17 protein-coding genes and 8 tRNA genes are annotated in these 21,367 nt (G+C 39.0%); 2 read left to right on the top strand and 23 right to left on the bottom strand.

Features of this window, described 5'->3' with window-relative positions:
• Positions 1–73: 73 nt before the first annotated feature.
• The 8 genes from FLK20_RS05030 to FLK20_RS04995 form a co-directional block, all read right to left on the bottom strand.
• Complete coding sequence (locus tag FLK20_RS05030; RefSeq protein WP_152655471.1) at positions 74–583, bottom strand: GNAT family N-acetyltransferase; 510 nt, start codon at positions 581–583, stop codon at positions 74–76.
• A gap of 196 nt (positions 584–779) precedes the next feature.
• A complete protein-coding gene (gene larC2 / locus FLK20_RS05025) occupies positions 780–1,244 on the bottom strand; it encodes a nickel pincer cofactor biosynthesis protein LarC2 (RefSeq protein ID WP_152655470.1) in 465 nt (154 codons plus the stop codon).
• A gap of 29 nt (positions 1,245–1,273) precedes the next feature.
• Positions 1,274–2,020 carry a nickel pincer cofactor biosynthesis protein LarB gene (gene larB, locus FLK20_RS05020; protein WP_152655469.1) on the bottom strand — a complete coding sequence of 249 codons (747 nt, stop codon included), beginning with the start codon at positions 2,018–2,020 and terminating at the stop codon, positions 1,274–1,276.
• Positions 2,021–2,052: 32 nt separating this feature from the next.
• Positions 2,053–2,901: a nickel pincer cofactor biosynthesis protein LarC gene (larC, locus tag FLK20_RS05015; RefSeq protein WP_152655468.1), complete on the bottom strand. Its 849-nt coding sequence runs from the start codon at positions 2,899–2,901 to the stop codon at positions 2,053–2,055.
• Between the two features lie 100 nt (positions 2,902–3,001).
• Positions 3,002–3,841: an ATP-dependent sacrificial sulfur transferase LarE gene (gene larE, locus FLK20_RS05010; RefSeq protein ID WP_152655467.1), complete on the bottom strand. Its 840-nt coding sequence runs from the start codon at positions 3,839–3,841 to the stop codon at positions 3,002–3,004.
• 174 nt (positions 3,842–4,015) lie between these two features.
• Positions 4,016–5,290: a nickel-dependent lactate racemase gene (larA, locus tag FLK20_RS05005; RefSeq protein WP_152655466.1), complete on the bottom strand. Its 1,275-nt coding sequence runs from the start codon at positions 5,288–5,290 to the stop codon at positions 4,016–4,018.
• Positions 5,291–5,456: 166 nt separating this feature from the next.
• Positions 5,457–6,581, bottom strand: a complete 1,125-nt coding sequence (locus FLK20_RS05000; RefSeq protein WP_152655465.1) for a 2-keto-3-deoxygluconate permease — start codon at positions 6,579–6,581, stop codon at positions 5,457–5,459.
• Entirely contained in the window at positions 6,571–7,737 is a 1,167-nt protein-coding gene (locus FLK20_RS04995; RefSeq protein ID WP_152655464.1) for a glycerate kinase, read from the bottom strand. Before FLK20_RS04995 ends, FLK20_RS05000 begins: the two co-directional genes overlap by 11 nt.
• 146 nt (positions 7,738–7,883) lie before the next feature.
• Between FLK20_RS04995 and FLK20_RS04990 the strand changes: the two genes are divergently transcribed.
• Complete coding sequence (locus FLK20_RS04990) at positions 7,884–8,981, top strand: CdaR family transcriptional regulator (RefSeq protein WP_152655463.1); 1,098 nt, start codon at positions 7,884–7,886, stop codon at positions 8,979–8,981.
• 214 nt (positions 8,982–9,195) lie between these two features.
• Here the strand turns inward: FLK20_RS04990 and FLK20_RS04985 are convergent, their stop codons facing one another.
• From FLK20_RS04985 to FLK20_RS04920, 14 genes are all read right to left on the bottom strand, one after another.
• Positions 9,196–9,876 carry a DNA alkylation repair protein gene (locus tag FLK20_RS04985; protein WP_152655462.1) on the bottom strand — a complete coding sequence of 227 codons (681 nt, stop codon included), beginning with the start codon at positions 9,874–9,876 and terminating at the stop codon, positions 9,196–9,198.
• A 12-nt stretch (positions 9,877–9,888) separates the two neighbouring features.
• Positions 9,889–10,359, bottom strand: coding sequence for a DinB family protein (locus FLK20_RS04980; RefSeq protein ID WP_194165530.1), 471 nt, complete (start codon positions 10,357–10,359; stop codon positions 9,889–9,891).
• Between the two features lie 196 nt (positions 10,360–10,555).
• Entirely contained in the window at positions 10,556–11,953 is a 1,398-nt protein-coding gene (locus FLK20_RS04975) for an NCS1 family transporter (protein ID WP_152655460.1), read from the bottom strand.
• Between the two features lie 62 nt (positions 11,954–12,015).
• The gene (gene allB, locus FLK20_RS04970) at positions 12,016–13,371 is read right to left on the bottom strand and encodes an allantoinase AllB (protein ID WP_152655459.1); all 1,356 of its coding nucleotides are present in this window, start codon (positions 13,369–13,371) and stop codon (positions 12,016–12,018) included.
• An 858-nt stretch (positions 13,372–14,229) separates the two neighbouring features.
• Positions 14,230–14,811, bottom strand: coding sequence for a GNAT family N-acetyltransferase (locus FLK20_RS04965; RefSeq protein WP_227994854.1), 582 nt, complete (start codon positions 14,809–14,811; stop codon positions 14,230–14,232).
• A 761-nt stretch (positions 14,812–15,572) separates the two neighbouring features.
• A tRNA-Leu gene (locus FLK20_RS04960) sits at positions 15,573–15,656 on the bottom strand.
• 13 nt (positions 15,657–15,669) lie between these two features.
• Positions 15,670–15,757, bottom strand: a tRNA-Leu gene (locus tag FLK20_RS04955).
• A 10-nt stretch (positions 15,758–15,767) separates the two neighbouring features.
• Positions 15,768–15,843 (bottom strand) — tRNA-Lys (locus FLK20_RS04950).
• 91 nt (positions 15,844–15,934) lie between these two features.
• Positions 15,935–16,009: transfer RNA gene (locus FLK20_RS04945), tRNA-Gln, on the bottom strand.
• Positions 16,010–16,016: 7 nt separating this feature from the next.
• Positions 16,017–16,093 (bottom strand) — tRNA-Asp (locus tag FLK20_RS04940).
• Between the two features lie 28 nt (positions 16,094–16,121).
• Positions 16,122–16,193 (bottom strand) — tRNA-Glu (locus FLK20_RS04935).
• 16 nt (positions 16,194–16,209) lie between these two features.
• Positions 16,210–16,300, bottom strand: a tRNA-Ser gene (locus FLK20_RS04930).
• 5 nt (positions 16,301–16,305) lie between these two features.
• A tRNA-Asn gene (locus tag FLK20_RS04925) sits at positions 16,306–16,380 on the bottom strand.
• Positions 16,381–16,645: 265 nt separating this feature from the next.
• The gene (locus tag FLK20_RS04920) at positions 16,646–17,098 is read right to left on the bottom strand and encodes a SprT family protein (RefSeq protein WP_152655458.1); all 453 of its coding nucleotides are present in this window, start codon (positions 17,096–17,098) and stop codon (positions 16,646–16,648) included.
• Between the two features lie 442 nt (positions 17,099–17,540).
• Here FLK20_RS04920 and FLK20_RS04915 point away from each other — a divergent pair, with 442 nt between their 5' ends.
• Positions 17,541–19,028 (top strand): catalase, encoded by a 1,488-nt coding sequence (locus FLK20_RS04915; RefSeq protein ID WP_152655457.1) that lies wholly within the window; start codon positions 17,541–17,543, stop codon positions 19,026–19,028.
• A 124-nt stretch (positions 19,029–19,152) separates the two neighbouring features.
• On the opposite strand, the gene FLK20_RS04910 is transcribed toward FLK20_RS04915, so the two are convergent.
• Positions 19,153–21,288, bottom strand: a complete 2,136-nt coding sequence (locus tag FLK20_RS04910; RefSeq protein ID WP_152655803.1) for a Tex family protein — start codon at positions 21,286–21,288, stop codon at positions 19,153–19,155.
• Between the last annotated feature and the right edge of the window lie 79 nt (positions 21,289–21,367).

The following is a 21,367-nucleotide window of genomic DNA, read 5'->3' as shown; positions in this document are numbered from 1 at the left end:
TCTCCTATTATTCTAGATGTTATAACAAATGAAGTATCTAACGCAGAATGAATTGTGTAAAAGGGTGTTTCCGCTATAACTCCTTATCCATATGTAATGTCCTCCAAACCGGATCTGATTCAGCCAATCTTTCTTCAAACCCCAGCGTTTTCCAGAAAGGTATTCCCCCAGGTAAAAACGGATGGGTATGTAAATAAATCTTCTGATAACCAGCAGCGAGGATAGACTTTAAAGCAATGTCATATAGAGCAGAACCAATTCCCAAACGTCGATAATCTGAATCTATATAACATCTTACCAGTTCAGTCGTTTTTGTTTGTGCATAAAATTTCTGCAAATCAGCAAAACGATGATCATAGGGCAGATATCCAATTGTCCCCAGCACTTTTCCATCCTCACTTATGGCTGCAAATAATGCAGCATCCTTTCTATCCATGTAGTAGGTATACAGATGAAGCATGTCCGGTGGTATCTGCTCCTGATTCAGCATCGGAAATACTTCCTTCCGGACAGCTTTCATAAACTCCACTACCTGCACAGCATTATTTTTTTGTACCTGTTTAATACTATATTTTACAGACATTTCTTATTAACGTCCCCATTTCTTCACAATCTCATGAAATTCCAACTGAATTACTTCAATATTGATTACGCTTTATACACTAATAAATTATAAAATAATACTTTAATCAGCGGAAGCTTTACGAACAGTTATCTGTGATAAAGTGCAGCAATAAAAGCTCGTTAATTGACGAATTTAAAAATACCAGTCTATTTTTCTATAATTGTTTCCATACCATCTCATACACTTGCTTTAATGGAATATGATGTTTGTCAGCTATATTTTTACAGTCCTCATATTCAGGTGAGCTTTGGAAAACCTTTCCTTTGGAGATTCCCTGTTTTACTGTCACTGGCCCCCACTCCGTATCCACTTTAATAAATCTCCGTTCCATCCGGTGAACAGTTATTGGGTAGTAACGAATTCCAAGTGTTGTCGTTTCTTGTAACAGGATATCCTTCATTTCAGATAGTGCTTGATTAGAACAGAGTAATTGCAGTAATATACCCGGCCGATTTTTTTTCATATAAATAGGTGTATAAAAAACATCATTAGCTCCGGCTTCAAACAGACGGTCCATCACAAACCCCAGCCACTCTCCTGATATATCATCGAGATTCACTTCCACTTTTATCATATTATCATCAATATGTTCATTATTTGGAGGGTGATTTGCTGCCAACTAGAAAACTCCCTTCTTATTGTGAAATGCTACCTTTCTTTCCCATAAGCCAGCCGGTCAATCAGCACAGCATTATACGCACCACCGAAACCATTATCAATATTAACCACACTAATCCCGCTTGCACAGGAGTTCAGCATCGTCAGCAATGCAGACAGACCTTGAAAATTTGCACCATAGCCGACGCTTGTCGGTACTGCAATAACCGGATGCGATACAAGGCCGCCAACAACACTTGGCAGTGCGCCTTCCATCCCCGCAATAACGACAGAAACCGTAGCTTCTCGAATCGCTTGAGCTTGATCTAATAAACGATGAATTCCAGCTACACCAACATCGTAAAATCGACGCACATTACTTCCTAATGCTTCAGCAGTAATCGCAGCTTCTTCTGCAACGCTTAAGTCAGATGTTCCTGCACAAATAATAGCGATATAGCCTTCTTTTTCTTCTTTCTCCGCTTTTGCCTTCCAAACAAGAATTTGTGCTATATCGTGATATGTCAATTCAGGATGAATTTCTAAAATTTTATCTGCCTTATCCTGAGAAATTCTTGTAATTAAAACATCGTTTTGCTTCGCTTTTATCGCTTGAAGAATGGAAATGATTTGTTCCACTGTCTTTCCTTCTCCATAAATCACTTCCGGAAAGCCCTGACGCTTTTCCCTGTGATGATCAACTTTTGCAAAACCCAGATCTTCATAGGTGGCGAGCGCTATTTTCGCATCCTCTATGCTTAACAATCCATCTTGAACCTTCTTTAAAATTTCCTCCATTTCACGCCTACTCTCTCAAGCTTTTTCATCGGTTACGCATTCTCACCCAGAATTACTCTAAGTACATTGGGATGGTTCGGAAATGTTTTCGTTCCTGCCCCATAACCTACATTTGTCACCTTCATGGACGGAATATCACAAAATGCCTTTGCTAACACAGCAGCAAAAGCAGCCCCGGTCGGTGTCGTCAGTTCTGCTTTTAATTCACTTTTCGCAATAGGTACGCCACGTAAAATTTCCAGAGTAGCTGGTGCCGGAACCGGATAGATGCCATGATCAATATGGATTTTTCCTGATCCAGTCGGAACAGGTGCTGACCTAATTTCATCAACATCTAATTCTTCTATTAAAATCGCAGTACCCACAATGTCTATGATCGAATCAACGGCACCTACTTCATGAAAATGAACGTCCTCCAAGGGTACTCCATGAATATGTCCTTCTGCTTCTCCAATTTTTTTAAACAGATCTAATGCCATATTTTTTACGGCTTCTGATAAATCTGCTTCCTGAATCATTTTTATAATATCACGATAGGAACGATGATGGTGACTATGGACGTGATGATGGTGTTCATCATCGTGACTGTGCCCGTGATGATGCGCATGATCATGGTCGTGGCTATGCTCATGATGATGTTTATGCCCGCTTTGGTCGTGGTGAGAATGCATATGCTCTTCGTTTTTCAACACAACATCAAATTTCGTGCTTGTAATCCCATTCTTCACTACTTTATATACTTCCAGCTCATACTCATCTTGTAAAGGAAGCTTCTGTAACTCCTTCTGCAAATGCGAAAAATCCCCGCCAGCATCAAGCAGTGCCCCTATCATCATATCCCCGCTGATTCCAGAAAAACAATCTAAATATAAAATCTTCATGAAAAATGCTCCTTTTTTTATGTCATTCATGATTTTCTTATTTACGTGAAAAAGCAGTTGCCTCAACTGCTTTTTCACGTAAATGATAGCTATTTTATTTTTATGCGTTGGCGACGATTTTTTGTTCCATGGAAGCCTCCGGTAAAACCTCATTCATGCTGCCTGTACGATAACCACGTAAGTCGACGGATACATAGTTAAAGCCAAGAGATTCAAGCTTATGCTGAACTTCCACACGCTTTTCCAGTAAATCCACAATTTTATCAGCTGCTACTTCAATACGTGCCACATTATCATGATAACGTACTCGTACTTCTTCAAAACCAGTACGTTTTAAATAAAGCTCTGCCTGATTGACTTGATTTACTTTTTGCCTGTCCAATTTTGTGCCATACGGGAACCTGGAGGCTAAACTGCAGGAAGCTAATTTGTTCCACACCGGGAGATTGAGGCTTTTCGCCAGCTCACGGACTTCTGATTTATATAGATTTGCCTCCTGAAGTACACTGCGAATTCCTTCTTCCGTTCTTGCTTTCAATCCCGGGCGAAAATCTTCCTCATCATCCATAATCATCCCGTCTAATACATATGGATAATCCAGTTCCCCGGCCAGCTGATTAAGATGCGTGTAGAGTAATTTTTTACTATGATACCAGCTATCTGGATTATTTGCTGCAATGTGAGAATTGTCTAATTCTTTTATTTCTGTTTGATGCACTTTCACACCTAAATCCTCTGCCAATTGCACAGCTGCTTTAAATTCTGAATCGCGGAACAGCTCTGATGCAACAACAACAGCTAAAACATCATCTCCCAGCTCCTGCTGCGCTCTTTTCAAAACAACAGCACTATCTACTCCTCCTGAAAACGCGACCATTACACGGCCCATTTCTTTCAACGTATTACCTAAATGACGATTTTTCTCACCGGTTTCCATCATTTCATTCACCTCATCTCCCTTCGTTTGAAGGGTATTTTATTTTCTTTATCCTTTTACTCACAGAAATTTTATACAAATTCAACTATTCGTTCTTGATACAAAAATCTTACGTTTATTCTGCCTGACTGTCAAACATATTCCGTTCTTCTACATATATGAGATAAGGCTCCCAGCTTAGGAATTCACTTTCTCTTCAACATACGGAATCGTCAGCGGTCCGAGCGGAAGAACGGCAACTGTCATTGATTCTCCATACTTTTCCTTTAATTCTTCCAATGTCTGTTCAATGTCATGAGTCGGCTTTAACATCGTATTTGTTATTTGTTCATCAGATAATGTTGAATAAACATAGACATCTGCCCACACTTGAATGACTGCCTGCTTCTGCACCTGCCACTGGTCAAACATTTTAAATTCTGGATTATTAATCATATCCAGCAAATCTTGCGGGGTTTCAGCCATATCAAAAATTTTCGCATAGTTTCCATGGTCAGGTAAGCCATCGGAACATTCTGAGGCAACAATAATCGCGCCGCCTTCTTTCACAATTTTATGCGCAGCACTCATTCCTTTTACAGCTTGATACAAGTTCTGATCCAGCGGATAACCGGAATTGGATGTAATCACAACATCAAATCGTTCATCACAACGGAACATAGCATGATCCTTTGCATACGCGCACCCTTCATCATGTGCCTGATACAGCTCTCCGGCAAATACATTGGTAATTTCTTTCTCCCGGTTTAATGTAACATTTAACATAAAGTCCGGCTTACACATCGCATTAATTTCACGGGTCATATCCTGAACCGGATTATTCTCCATATTTCCCCATGTGGAGAGCGGGTCCCCTATCATTCTTGCATTATGGAATGTCATAATCGTTTCAATCCCCGCTATCCCCGGCATGATTCCTTTGGGACCACCAGAAAAGCCTGCAAAAAAATGCGGTTCAATAAACCCCGTTACAATTCTAAAATCAGATTCCACATAGTCTTTATTCAGATAAACATCACAGCCGAATTTACTTTTACCAAGGTTAACAAGTGTATCTTTATCATGACATTGGTTGTTTATAATCCGTATATTATCTACAACCCAGCTTCCTAACATTTGAACAAATTCTTCTTTTGTCTGATCACGATGTGTTCCCGTTCCATTAATAATCACAAAGTTTTCTAACGGCACATGGCTTAACTCTTCAATCAATAACGGTACAAGGATATGATTTGGTGTTGGTCTGGTAATATCACTAATTACAATAGATACCTTGTCTGTTGACTTTACGGACTCTTTCAAAGGTGCGCTGCCAATCGGGTTTCGCAGCGCCTGCCTGATGGCTTCTTTATCATCGTCTAATTTCGGCGAATTTGTCGGTTCAATGAGCAAAGCGTTGTCCGGTAAATCTAATGAAATCCCATTCTTTCCGTATAATAAATCTGTTTTCATGTTAAAACCTCATTTCATTTAATAGCTTTAATCCCGTGTATTCTTGAGATTTAAAAGGAAACTTCAAGCAAAACGATTAATAAATCCTATCCATTTGCAAAATGACATTTCATCATCCATCCGAGATAAATTTATCTGTTGGATCAAGCCTGCTTCCTGAATAATGCTAGTCATTTACCGCATGCTTTAATTCATCTTTATTCCCTTTTAACCCCAGATCCTCTCGTGTACCATCAATCCCTTTTTTCCGTTGATATCTATCCATTAGAATAACTCCTAAAGGGCAAAGTAAGGAAGTTGTAATGGTTGATATAGAAATCTGTGCAGTTGCAATTGGTACGATGCTCTGGATTGCTTCAAATTCTGCTTGTGTCATCGCTCCGGCACCAACAGCTACAGACGCTGCGGCGGCTACGGCTGCAGGTGTTGCAGCGGCATTTCCAGCTGTAGAAGCTTCTGAAATCGGAGCAATATAACTTTTTTCTTTAAATATTTTAAATACAAGGATACCTGTACCAGCTGAACAAACAAATGTAAGAACAGCTAGCGTCAATCCACCTGTAAGCACTGCAGGATTAAAGAAGTTTGCTAAATTCATGCCGGCTCCCAAAGCAAAAGCGAAAAACGGAATGGTAACAGCCTCACCCGGCTTTAAGAACTCTCGTATTTTGGGATCCAGATTCCCTAAAAGCATTCCGATTCCAATCGGAAGCAAAACAGCAATAAATGAAATCATCGGGAATGCTGTACCTAATACGCCTAATGCAACTAATGTCAAAAACGGCCCATCATTGATAGCCAGAATAGAGAGACCGCCAATATCTGATCTATTCCCGAATTTTCCGGTTAAAGCAGCATACATTCCACTATTACTATTTGTCATTCCTGCGATTAATGCAAGCGTTGAAAGTCCAAATAATCCAGTGATCGGATCAAAGAAGAATCCAAAAGCCATTCCGACAGCTACTCCGGCACCATACTTCGAGCCGGTAAGTAATACGCCTTTCTTTAATGCCTTCCCGCCGACTTTCAGATTCATCTGACTGCCTACACAGAACAGGAATAGAGCAATTAATACTAGTGCACTATCTTTAAATAATTCTTGTGAAAAACCGCCAATTCTTAAAAACTCATAGTACCCTTCCTCTGTTTGTGGTGCACCAAGAAACTCAAGAACCCTCATCACTGCTGGTATATGCATTTGATCAATTGTATTTAAAGAAGCTCCCAGCAAAAGAGGAACTACCATTAATCCCCCTGGTACTTTTTCAATTGTATCCTTAATTCTCATAAACCGCTCCTCCTTTGATATGATTTATAGAATGAAAATAAGCTCGTATAACTTGTTCACTACTTAATTCCAATAACGTAGATGCATTCTGGATAGATTCTTCTAAAGTCATTGGTCTATTGATAATGCTGTGGATACTTACGACACCAAAATCATGGAGCACGGATGCATCTTCACTTACCGATCCTGCTAAAATAATTGTCGGAACTCCTTGCATCTTCGCTGTTTGTGCCACTCCGAGCGGGGTTTTACCTGAAGCAGTCTGCCCGTCTACTCTCCCCTCGCCAGTAATGACTAAATCTGTTCCTGGTAAAAATTGATTGATGTTACTATACTCCAGAACAACATCAATTCCCCTCTCTACTTCACATGGAAAAAAAGCTTGGAAAGCTCCGCCAATACCGCCAGCAGCTCCTGCACCCGGCAGATCGTGCAGCTCAATTCCTGTAACCTTTGCAACCTGATCTGCCCAATGTGTCAGATTCTGATCAAGCTGCTCTATTATCTCTGGAGTTGCTCCTTTTTGAGGTCCAAAAATATGAGAAGCTCCATTTGGTCCAATTAACGGATTTTCCACATCAGAGGCAATTAAAAATTGACAGCCTTTGATTCTGGAATCAAATGAATCCGTATCTATCGAAGCAATTTGTTCTAAAGAAGCTCCGCCATATCCGATTTCATTTCCATCTGCATCTGAAATCCTTAGCCCCAGCGCTTGCAGCATACCCGCTCCTCCATCATTCGTAGCGGAACCGCCTAATCCAACTATAAAAGAAGTAAAACCGTCGTCCAGAGCCTGTTTAATTAACTGGCCTGTCCCATAAGTTGTTGCTTCCAGAGGGGAGAGTTCTTCATTCGAAATCAGGGTAAGCCCTGATGCTGCAGCCATTTCAATGACACATGTCTTTTTATCTCCTAAAACACCGTATCCAGCCTCGACTTTATTTCCTAATGGATCAGTTACAATGACATTTCTTATTTCTCCTTTCGTAGCAGCAACAAGTGTTTCTAATGTCCCTTCACCACCGTCCGCAACAGGGATCAATACTGATTCCGCGTCGGGGAAAGCATTTTTGATTCCTTTATCTATGGCATTAGCTGCTTCGACTGCACTTAAGCTTCCTTTAAATGAGTCTGGAGCAACGATAATTTTCATTTAATCACACCCTTCAGTAAGCGTTTTCATAAATCTGTAGTTAAAATTATACGAATCTTGACTTCATTTGTATATGGCTATATCATACAAAAATAAAAGGAATATTCTATTAGTTTTTGTATGGTGTATCTAAAGGAGAATCATATATGAATATGTTAACAAAAGAAATTGCAAATGCTATCGTTCGAGAAACCTCGATACGTTTAAACCGAAATGTTAATATTATGGATATAAGAGGAGAGATCATTGCCACTCGGGATGAATCGAGATTACATACAATTCATGAGGGAGCAGTAGAAGTCTTAAGCAATGGAGAAACACTTTTCATCTATCCTGAGCAAGGGGAAACATGGAAAGGCTCGGAGCCTGGAATTAATTTACCTATCGTTTTTCGGGACAATATTATTGGTGTCATCGGTGTTACTGGAGATCCGGATGAAATGGAGGATATCGGGGAGCTGGTAAAAATGACAACAGAACTGATGATTGATCAAGAATTTATTACTTCTCAGCTTGAATGGAAACAACGTACCAAAGAAATGGTTATTGACCAATTATTAAAAAGCAGCTATTCTTACAAAACCATTCAACAAGGTCTTGATATGCTGAAAATGGAATTAACTCCTCCATTCATGGCATTCGTCATTCATCTAGATAACCTCGATATCCAAAAACAAGAATTGATTCAAAAAATAGAGCAATTATTTGATAACCGTCATGCCATAGCTGGATTTATCAGCCTTAATCAGTTATTTATTGCCGTATCAAAAATAGAAGAGACTGAAGCATTGCGAAAAATTGATCTGTTACAAAAATTATTCCATAAGCAGCATGTTACATTTAGAATAGCCTATAGCTTAGCTTTCCATGAACTGAACCAGTTTCACCAGGCTTATGCTGACTGCGAACTTGCCTTAAAAATCAGCGATCCGGCAAGTGAAATTATTTCATTTAGTCAAATAGAAGTAAGAGCATTACTTTACCAGCTTGATCAGACGCTCAGAGAAAGATTCTCCAAGCGGACCTTAAAACGTTTGGATGAAACGCAGGCAATGACGTTAAAAGCATTTTTTGCAAATGATTTAAATATCCAAAAAACTGCTGACGCCCTATTTTTGCACCGAAATACACTGCTTTACCGGATAAATAATATAGCAAGTGAAACAGGATATAATCCAAGGGTATTTAATGATTCACTTATTTTACAGGTCGCCCTGTGGATTAAAGAACAAAATAAATCGTAGCAGCAATACGAGAAGCCGGGGCTAATAACCATTGATGATTCATCCAAAGTGTATAGCTGTCTTTATGAAATGAGAACCATTAATACCAAAGGAGCTTCATCCAATGATATTAATGGTTTTCGCAAAAAACACTGTTTGTAAGAATGCATTCATCATGAAATAATTTACAGCTGCTTCTTTCTCAGGCATCTTCCATTTTATATGCCTGAGAAGCTCATTTATTTTTCTTCATAACTTTCATTGCTTCCATTTCACTAAGTCTAGCTAATGGTGTCTGATGAACAAATTCAAGTACAGACTCAGGATTTGTCTTGGAGTATTCCCTAAGCGCCCAGCCGATCGCCTTGTTAATAAAAAACTCCTCTGATCCAAGACACCGATTAATATAATTGTACAGCAGATCCTCATCTGTTTGCTTTTTATATTTTAATTGAAACAAAATAGCGGCCCGCTGCAGCCATATATTCTTCGATGCTATCCACCTGCCTGTAATGGATTTTATATTTTTCGGATATTGCAAGAAATAATGCCCGGCATGTTTGGAAGCAATCCAATCTACTGTATCCCACCAGGATTTATTGACGATGAGATGCTCTAATAATTCGATGTCTTCTTCTTTAAAACGTTTTATCCTGCGATCCATCAGGTCTAAGGCAATGCTTTGATACTCTCTTTCAGGCAATTTCCAAAGCTCATACATTATCTCTTGAAAATGTTCCTCCGGCGGATTGCCATGCTTTTCGAGCAAGGATTTTACTAATACTTTTCTTTCCGGAGCTCTAATTCCTAAAAAAGCAAATTGATTTCGCATATATTTTTTCATCTTTACAGCGTCCTCTGTATCCTCATTCTCTATCAATAAGTCATGAATTGCCTGTGTGTATTCCTGGTTCATTTATTTACACCTCTACTTGTTGGATTGTTGAATAACCGCCTTCACTTGTTCAAAGTGATGAACATCATGCTTCACAAGCCCATTAAAATAGTCAGATAAATTTAACCTGGTCTCTCCAATAACTACTTCATCGTGCCAACGGGCAGGCGGTATATTATCCATTGCCTGTAAAAGGTTACTTCTTACCAATATAAATTTGTCTATGATGATTTCCTTGTCTTGCTCTCTCGCTTTTGAGGCAGCCATTGTATTGGTTGCATCTGTACCAGATCCCTTAGGAAGCTTATCATCACTAAATAAATAAGGCATTCGTTTATATAGTACAAATTCGTCCCATGGAATTAAATGTCCAATTACCTCAGCCACAGTCCATTTACCTTTTTCTACTGGCGTTCTCCATTGGTCTTCGCTTAGCGCATGTAAAGCTCGTACAAACTTTATTGCATTCATATGATGTTGCATAATTTCTTTTTTTCCTGCCATCTGCATTCTCTCTCCTTATGATGGAATTGGGTTTCAGGATAATAAAATAGAGCTGAAGACATATTGGAAATGAAAAAGTATAATCATTTACAAGTGCATTGACGAAATCATATTCTACAGCTACTTTATCATATAAAAGCCAATCCATGAAAAACAACCGACATCCTATGGACATCGGTTGCTTTGCTTATTATTATTATTTCTTTTTCTCAAAGATGGTATTTTTCTTAAAGCTGGAGTTCTTGAAGGTATACTTCATCAGGATTGGATAGATGATAGCAGCAGATACAAAGCCGATAATCCAGGCCAAGTCTACCTGTATGAATGCTAATCCCGCAGCAATCAGCATAGCAATAATTGCAGCTTTGTTTGTTTCCGTAAATTGTCCATCCTTCTTATATAACTCATCCACATCAACCTTTTGTTTTCTGAGCAAGTAGTACTCCACAATCAAAATGGCTATCATCGGCCCTAAAAATGCAGAGTAGATGAGTACAAACATGTCCAGCCCTTTGGCATTGTCATCTTGTACAAGTAACCATGGGAAGGAAATCGCTGCAAGCAGTCCCGTAATGGTAACAGAAATCTTATAATTCAGCTTCGTAAATAACTGGATAACATATGTCGGTGTTACAATATTTGCTACCATGTTTACTGCAATTGCACCGAATACAATAAATACAGAAATAAATAATTCAATATAAACATTATCAAATAATGCCGGTAAGCCTCGTGCCGGGTTTGTAAAACCAGTTGCACTTGCAAGCATAGCACCTACAGCAATCACGGAGCCATACGAAATAACAATTGGAATAAAATAGAGTAATCCTCTCTTCTTATCCGAATACCCTGTCTTAAGCTCTCTTGAATAGTCAGCAGCACTTAGAAAAATAGCTGCATAATTCCCCAGAAAAATCATAACGAATCCCCAGAATGGAATTCCCCAGGAGCCTGATGTGTTGATCCATGTGTCTGTTATAACATCACGATGATCTGTCACCAGAATAATAAATACAGTAATGACAATCCCCATCAGGACAACGGAAGCAACTGACTCTACCCATTTAATACTGTGAAAGCCTTTCATGGAAAGCAGAATTTGAGCTGCTAATAAGATAATAAAACCAAGTGCAACACTATCCAAAGCACCATTACTTACAATTTTAAATATTTCGTTTAGAGCAGTACCGCCAATCCAGCTTTGAATACCATACCAAATGACAGCTGGAACAGCACGAAGTAAAGAAGATACAAGCGTACCTTTTTCACCAAATGACATTTTTAATTGTGTCACATATGGAATCCCTGTACGATAACCTGCACGGTCATTTAATGCAAACATGGCAGATATAATTGCTATCGCTATGATAGCAGCTGCAATCGTTTGAAAAATATTAAGTGTAGCAACTCCGGCAACCACAACACTTGCTCCCAGCGTCATGTTACCCATGTTCACACCATCACCAACCCACAGTGCACTATATCCAAAGGTCCCAAGCTTTCTGTCTTCCGGACCTAAGGGCTTCAAGGAATCGGTTTGTGCAGCCGCATCAGCGTTTTCTGCTGGTATATTGTTATTTATATTATCAGACATATCCTTCAACTCCTAACTATCTATATAAAAATATAGTAATTCTATCCTGCGTGCATGTCGTCTTATTTTGTCAATAATTCACCTTTTGGTTCGCCAATAATACCCTTTTCGAGATCAAAGACAACATTCCCGCGTAAGATTGTTTTGGTCACACGGCAGCCGATCTTTCTTCCTTCATAGGCACTATGCTTGTTCTTATAGTATAAATTTTCTCTAGTTACAGTATAGGATTGATTCGGATCTACAAAAATGATGTCCGCATCCTTTGCAATTGCAATTTCACCTTTGTTCGTTAAATTAAAACGCTTAGCAGGTGTCGTTGCGATCAATTCAACAAATCTTTCAACAGGAAGTCCCCGCTGTTTTACTGCAAGATCAAACATTAAATCAACATTATTCTGCGCTCCGCTGATGCCGCCCCATGCCTCAAACAGGTTATCGGCCTCTGTTTTTAAGTTCTCCGTACACGGGGAATGGTCAGATGTTAACCAATCAATATTGCCATGTAATAATTCTTCCCATAATTTGTCATGGTCTGCTTTCTTTCTAATTGGCGGTTGACACTTCGCATATGCACCAATCTCTTCTAAATCCTCTGCCGACATAGCAAAATAATGTGGACATGATTCTACTGTTACATCTAAGCCTTCCGCACGTGCTTTTAAAATTTCCTGTACTGCTTCAGAAGTACTGATATGGACAATATGAAGGCGACATCCTGTTTCTCTTGCAAAAAGCAATGCGCGCTGCACTGCTTCCACCTCTGTAAATACGGGACGTGCATCTGGATAATCCATTGCAGAAACCTTCCCTTCACGAATAAACTCTGCTTCTAATTTCGAAGTTATATCAGGATTTTCTGCATGAAGACAAAGGATTTGATCCAATTCGGCAAGCTTTTTCATGCCTTTATATAAGGTAAAGTCATCAACACTTTCGAAATCACCCGGAATATCACTGCCTACATTAGATAGAAATGCTTTAAATGCAGGAACACCTGCCTCATCCAATTCTTTTAAATCATCGATATTTCCTGGTACAAGCCCGCCATAGAAAGCATAATCAACATAGTTTTGGGTTTTAGCAGCCTCAAGCTTTAAATCAAGTGCTGCTTTATTTGTTGTAGCCGGCAGTGCATTCAAAGGCATTTCGACATAGCTCGTCGTTCCCCCGGCAGCTAAAGCCTTGGAGCCTGTTTCAAAGCCTTCCCACTCTGTTCTTCCCGGCTCACTAATATGAACATGCGTGTCCACCATACCCGGCAATACATATTGGCCGGCAGCATCCATTACTTCTGCAGATTCTTCTGCAATTTTCTCGGCAATGACAGTAATTTTTCCATCTTTAATACCAATTTCAACTTTTTGTGGTCCATTAGCTAACACCACTTCACCATTTCGGATGATTAAATCTAACATTACGATTCCTCCTTGACATTTATGTTTCAATCTCCTATTTAGAGACATTACTTCCATTCATAACTTAAGAAGAAAAATTCTTATGATCAGGTATTTGAGCCTCAGCCTATGTCTGCTACTTTTATTAGTAAACTGCGGCCCGGTTCCATCACTTCTTGAGCGATTCCCGGAAGCTTTACTTTATTCCCCTGATTATAATTACCCCAGTATACGTAATATATCAATCAATGAATAAATCATTTCTAAAGTATATCCTTAATAGAGTCCATAAAGTATCCTTAAAAACGGCATAAACCACATTATTTCCATTATTTGGATTGAAAGTGAAACTGTTACAGCTCTATCTCCAATCATGATTGTTCACCTATATTTTTATCATATACGCTTTTCCCTTTTAAGGAAAGCATGTTTACAGGTCAAACTGCAAAAAGACACAAAATTATTTGGATTTACAATAACCTTTAAAAATTTCCCATGCCAAAACAAACTTCTGGAGCTCGTGATAATATGTTATAAAACCTGACACAAAAAGTTATGTTTATCATCATAATGTTATTTTCATGAAATTGCAAGGTTTTTTAGTTAATTTTGAATTGAGCTTTTTCAAAATTGAATGCTTTTAAAAGCGTTTGACAACTAATTGGGATTCTCTATCTATTTTGGTCTTAAAAGGGATACAATAATCCAAACATAATTCGTTTTTGTCATTTTTTAATAAATAAGCAAACCATTTTGCCCTTATTGCTTAAATGCTTCCAGCCTTTGAACTTGAACTCCTTCGTCATCAAAGTTCTCTTCTGCCAGCCACTGATTTATTGCCTGTTTATGTAGAGGCCATTCTTCTTTTAGCATAGAAAACTAGCTTGTGTTTCGTGAGCGTTGCTTATAAATCACATTGTTTCTAAATGTCCCTTCATACTGAAACCCTAACCGTTCGGCCGCTTGTATAGAAGGAGCATTGAGAGAATCACATTTCCATTCATAACGTCGGTACTGGAGTTCATCAAAGACATATGAAGCTAATAAATAATGCGCCTCGGTAGATAGACGTGTTTTTCTTAATGCATCTGAAAAATTGATATGTCCTACTTCCATTACACCATTTTCCTGGTCAATCCTCATTAAACTAAAAATCCCAAAAGGCTGATTCATCTGTTTACTCAGCACAACATAAAAAACTTCTGTCTTGCTTGCTATTTTTCTCAGTAGCATCTTCTCAAATTCTTCATCGTTTTGAGGAGGCTCTTCAGGTAAGTAAGTCCAATTACTGGGGCTTGAGTGGTTAAAGCATTCATAGAGAGCTTTACTATGTTCGCAAGTCAGCTTAGTGACAATTGTATATTTCCCGACATAATACATGGCCTCAGGGAGTGCTCGTTTCTGCCAGCCAGGCATTGCTTCGCCAATTGGCTGGTTGTATTCGTTTATTCTCTGATTCATTTCATCACCACATCCATTAGAGTTTCATCATTTATTAAGAATACATCATCAATTATTGATATAAACATTGTTACAGTTCAAAAGCTTTCATTTTCCCAAATTGCTCCTTCGTTTCATTACACCCTCTTTTGGGTTAATAATATTGGCTGGCAGTGCGTCAGCCAAACTACTTTAAGCGTGCTTAGTATGCTTAAATCTTGCATGAGCATATTCAAGGTTTCTCATTACCTCAACGATTATTTTAACACATAGATTTGGCCTTAAATAAAGCACAGAAAACAAAACACATATAAACAATTGCAAAAAACAATTCATTATTGTTCCTATCAGCAAAACATGGAACTGCTTAAAATCATGCCCAAATTGCTTTTGTATAAGCTATCTTCATTCCGGCTGCTGCTATCCTGCGATACGGAACCAAAAAGGGAAGCATGAAACCCACACTGGACATTTTGCTTCCTAGAACTCGGTAAGACTATATAATAAAAGTTATCAAATAGACACTCATTTCGCAAGATTCAATAAAACGCTTACAAAGACTTGTTCAAATACTATTATACAAATTGGAGAAATTCAAAACAAACAACTAAAGCAATCACACAGGAGTTACAGGAAAAATTTAAGCACAAAAAACTACCAATAAACTAGATGATTTCTTTTGAATTCAAACATTTCATTTTCATCACTTAATTATGGTCAAAAATTATATAAAAAAATATCAAAGGTCTGAAACCCTTGATATGAATGGTTTTTACATATGATGCGGTCGGTGGGATTTGAACCCACACGGGTTATTCACCCACCAGGCCCTCAACCTGGCGCGTCTGCCATTCCGCCACGACCGCTTGATATAAAAAATGGTGCGGATGAAGGGAGTCGAACCCCCACGTCCTTAACGGACACTGGAGCCTGATTCCAGCGCGTCTGCCAATTCCGCCACATCCGCTAAAATAAAATGGTGAGCCATGAAGGATTCGAACCTTCGACCCTCTGATTAAAAGTCAGATGCTCTACCGACTGAGCTAATGGCTCTTATTAGATAGTTCACTTTTATGTAGCCCTATCAATAAAAAAATACTATTATTATTAATAGTATCAGCATGTATTCCTTCTAAAAGAAAAATGGCTGGGCCACTAGGATTCGAACCTAGGGTACACGGGATCAAAACCCGATGCCTTACCGCTTGGCTATGGCCCAACTATAATGGCGGTCCGGACGGGACTCGAACCCGCGACCTCCTGCGTGACAGGCAGGCATTCTAACCAACTGAACTACCGGACCAATTATTTATTTTAATTTTTTAGAAAGATGACCCGTACGGGATTCGAACCCGTGTTACCGCCGTGAAAGGGCGGTGTCTTAACCGCTTGACCAACGGGCCATTATGAAAATTAAAATGGCGGAGAAGGAGGGATTTGAACCCTCGCGCCGCTTACACGACCTACACCCTTAGCAGGGGCGCCTCTTCAGCCACTTGAGTACTTCTCCAATAATGGCTCCACAGGTAGGATTCGAACCTACGACCGATCGGTTAACAGCCGATTGCTCTACCACTGAGCTACTGTGGAATATCAAAATAATCAATCATTTTCTATGTAATATCTAAATTTACGCAACAACAAGAAATATTTTATAACATATCCTGTTTTTTGTCAACAAAAACTTTTAAATTTCTTGAAAATATTTTTTCGCTTAAGAAAACAAATCAGAAATTGAAGTAATTTGACAACAGCTGTGAGATGCATTTTCAAAGTAAGAAAAGCTATTATCTCCTGCCAGCTTCATTAATTTACCATGGATAATATTATTCGTCAATACTTATTTCAAAAAAATTTACATCAAGTTTAATTTCCCTTTGCATTTCCCACATCGATACTTCGACACATCTACTTTCCTTACTCTTTTATAAATAGCATTACACTTCTTGCATTCATACGTATAGCGGCAGCGCTTCTGTTCTGAGGGCAATTGTTTGCAATGGCGGGGAGAACCTGTTTGTGCAAGGAGATCTTTAAAATCCTTATCGCGATGTCCGTAACTCTTCCCTTCAATATGCAAATGATAATGGCAAAGCTCGTGCTTAATGATACCAATCAGTTCTTCCTTTTCAAATTCCAATGCATATTTAGGATTTAATTCAATTAGCCGTTTGCCGGGGAGATATCTTCCACCAGTAGTCCGCAAACGGGAATTAAACTGTACTTTATCCATAAAAGGTTTATGAAAAAAAGTCTCTGACAGCTGGTTAACTAATTGATGCAATTCCTTATCTGATAATGGGTTCATCTTGTTACACCCTCCTGAAAATACAACGGCATGCTAGTATTTCTCCTCATTTTCGAGGTATCCAAAAACTTACTTCCCAACCATTTTCCATGATGCTAATCCGTTAAAAATTTGGTTAATTAATACTATCATCCAAATATAAAAAAGCGCAAATCAGGAACTTCCATTCTATTTAAATCGCAACCATTTCACACCAAAATTCTCAATTATATTCTCTAATTGAGAATTGATAGAATCCTTCCTGCAGCTTTTCATTTTTATTCACAGAAAAACAGAACCTAACTTTTTATCGCATAGAAATACGAATGATACTGTTAAGAAAGACTTCCATATAATATTAAAAAAAAAGTCATCTAAATAACACAGAATATTAATAGCAATCTACTATTTATTATGTTATTATAATAATTGTATTTAATATATTTAGGAGGGAAACTATATTATGAGTGAAAAAAGAAAAATGACCACTGCATTTGGTGCTCCTGTTCCGAATGATGATGATTCTAAAACGGCCGGTCCACGTGGTCCATTACTAATGGAAGATTTTTGGTTCCTTGAAAAGCTTGCACACTTTGATCGTGAAGTCATTCCTGAACGCCGTATGCACGCAAAAGGATCTGGAGCTTATGGTACATTAACTATCACGAATGATATTACCAAATATACAAAAGCAAGTATCTTTTCTGAAGTCGGAAAGAAAACAGACATGTTCCTGCGCTTCTCTACCGTAGCTGGTGAGCGTGGAGCTGCTGATGCTGAACGTGATATTCGCGGAACTGCGATGAAATTTTACACAGAAGAGGGTAACTGGGATTTAGTCGGTAACAATACCCCTGTATTCTTCTTTAGAGATCCTAAACGTTTCCCGGACTTAAACCATGTTGTAAAACGTGATCCAAAAACAAATATGAAGAGCCCTGAAGCAAACTGGGATTTCTGGTCCAGCTTACCAGAAGCACTTCATCAGGTTACAATTGTTATGTCTGACCGCGGAATTCCAAAAACATACCGTAACATGCACTTATTTGGAAGTCATGCATACAGCTTATACAATGCAGATAATGAGCGTGTATGGGTGAAATTCCACTTTAAATCTCAACAAGGAATTGAAAATCTTTCGAATGAAGAAGCTGCAAAGATTGTCGGCGCGGATCGCGAAAGTCATCAGCGTGATTTATACGAAGCGATTGAATCAGGCAATTTCCCTAAATGGAAAATGTACATTCAGGTAATGACTGAAGAAGAAGCTAAAAATATGCCTTACAACCCATTTGACTTAACAAAAGTATGGTATAAAGATGAATTCCCGCTTATCGAAGTTGGTGAATTAGAACTGAATAAAAATCCTGAAAACTATCATGAAGAGGTAGAGCAGGCAGCATTCGCTCCTACGAACATTGTTCCTGGAATTGGTTTCTCTCCGGATAAAATGTTACAAGGACGTCTATTCTCTTATGGAGATGCACAGCGTTACCGTTTGGGTGTGAACCACTGGCAGATTCCAGTTAACTATCCAAAGAACGCGAAAAACTTCCATCCATATCACCGTGATGGTGCAATGCGTGTTATCCCTTACCAAGGTGGACAAGTCAGCTACAGCCCGAACCAATACGGAGAGTGGGAAGATACCAAAGAGCATCAGGAGCCTGCATTACAGTTAGGTGCTGATGTAGATTACTATGACTTTGATGAAGACGATGCAGTTTACTACGAGCAGCCTGGTAAGTTATTCCGCTTAATGTCTGATGAGCAAAAACAAGTTCTTTTCCAAAATACAGCGGATGATATGGCTCCAGTATCTAAAGGCGTCAAACTTCGCCATATCAACAATTGCTATAAAGCTGACCCTGACTATGGTAAAGGCGTTGCAGAAGCAATGGGTATTTCCCTTGATGAAGTGGAAGCTGCAAACGAGGAATCTGTAAAATAATAGCATATAAAAAGGAAGACTTCTCCCTTACTCAAGGTGAGAGTCTTTCTTTTTTTTGATTGAAAAAAGGAACTTCACAGCACGGAAGTCCCTTTTCCTTATTCTTTATTTATCATAATCAACTTTACTGAATCATCGAAAGCGCAATTCTTCCTTTTTGAACATTCACATCATCTACCCAGACAGTGACTACATCACCAACAGAAGCAATGTCCATTGGATGCTTAACGAACTGCTTGGACATTTTGGAAATATGCACAAGCCCGTCCTGTTTGACGCCAATATCAACAAATACACCAAAATCAACGACATTACGGACTGTTCCCTGCAACTCCATGCCCGACTGTAAATCCTCCATATTCATGACATTTTTCTTTAGTAATGGCTGTGGAAAATCATCACGCAAATCACGTTCCGGCTTACTTAATGCTTCCAAAATATCTTCTAATGTCGGCAATCCAAGCTCCAGTTCTTCTGCCACAACTTGTTTATCTATCTTTTCAATCTTTTGCTGTAAAGGCTCTGTCCCCAGAGCTTGTTCATCAAAGCCCAGTTTGTTTAACAAAGCTTTTACATGCGGATAGCTTTCCGGGTGAATCGGTGTGCGATCAAGCGGTGTATCGCCATCCATAATTCTCAGGAAGCCAATGGCCTGTTCATATGTTTTCGCACCAAGCCGCGGAATTTTCTTTAATTGCTCACGGCTTGTGAATTTTCCTTCCTCTTCCCGTTTCTTAATCACATTATTCGCTACTGTTTTACTTAAACCAGATACATATTGCAGGAGCGAGGAGGAAGCTGTATTCACATTAACACCAACCTGGTTAACCGCGGTTTCAACCACAAATGTCAGGGAATTAGATAATTCTTTTTGGCTGACATCATGCTGATACTGACCAACACCGATGGATTTAGGATCAATTTTAACAAGCTCAGCTAATGGATCCTGCACCCGTCTTGCAATAGAGACGGCACTTCTTTCCTCTACTTGCAAATCAGGAAATTCTTCTCTGGCTAAAGCTGAAGCTGAGTACACACTTGCACCTGCCTCATTCACAATAATATATGGAATATCCAGCTTGTTATTTGCCAGCACATCCGAAATAAACTGCTCTGTTTCTCTCGATGCTGTTCCGTTTCCAATCGCAACCAATTCCACTTTAAATTGATTAATCAAGCTGATGACAACCTTCTCTGCACCTTTGACATCTTTCTTTGGAGCAGTTGGATAGATAACGTTAATTTGATGTACTTTTCCTGTCTCATCCACAATAGCAAGCTTACAGCCTGTCCGGAAAGCAGGGTCTACTCCCAGAATAACCTTCCCTTTTAATGGCGGCTGAAGTAATAAATTTCTTAAATTAACCGAGAAAACTTCAATTGCCTGTGCTTCTGCTTTTTCTGTAAGTGCACTGCGTATTTCTCTTTCCACTGACGGCTCAATTAACCTTTTATAGCTATCTTCCACTGCTGCTGTTAATAATTCCTTGATATTTTGCGGACAAGCTTTTTTAATCACCTTTTTTTCTAAAAAAGAAATTATTTTATCCACAGGCGGCTCCACCTGTACCTTCAATATCCCCTCTTTTTCTCCGCGGTTAAGGGCAAGAATACGATGGGAAACCAACGAACGAACCGCTTCACTGTATTCATAATACATTTCAAAAATCTGTTTTTCATCCGCTTCTTTATTTTTATCCTCTGACTGGATGATTCCCTGTTTCATTGTGACATCACGGATAAACTCACGGTAAGCCGGTTCGTCCGAAATCCATTCAGCAATGATATCATTTACTCCCTGAAGCACGTCTTCCACCGTATGCAGCTCGTGCTCCTCCGAGAAATACTGCGCTGCCTCCTGCTCTAAATCAACGGATTCCTTCTGCTCCCAAATGGTCAGTGCCAGCGGCTCTAATCCTTTTTCTTTGGCAATGGTTGCTCTTGTACGGCGTTTTTGTTTATAAGGACGATACAAATCCTCTACCTTTTGTAGCTGTGTCGCTCTTTCAATTTCATTTCTTAGGTCATCTGTCAGTTTGCCTTGCTCTTCAATGATACGGAGCACTTCTTGCTTTCGTTCAGACAGGTTAAGAACATATGTCCATCTATCCTGAATCTCTTTTATTTTTACCTCATCTAAACCGCCAGTTGCTTCTTTTCTATACCTTGCAATAAATGGAACGGTATTTCCCTCATCTAAGAGAGAAATGACTTTTGAAACAATGTTTCCTTGTATACTAGTATCTTTTGATACAATCATTAATAATTTTTCATCTACAGTCACGACTTATTCTCCTCCTTACGCTACTCTCTATTGTATCAAATTAAACCTGATAATG

This window comes from Oceanobacillus sp. CFH 90083, assembly GCF_009389585.1.
Lineage (GTDB): Bacteria > Bacillota > Bacilli > Bacillales > Amphibacillaceae > Oceanobacillus.
The sequence above is the reverse complement of the archived record's forward strand: the minus strand, read 5'-3'. Positions and strand labels throughout refer to the sequence as shown.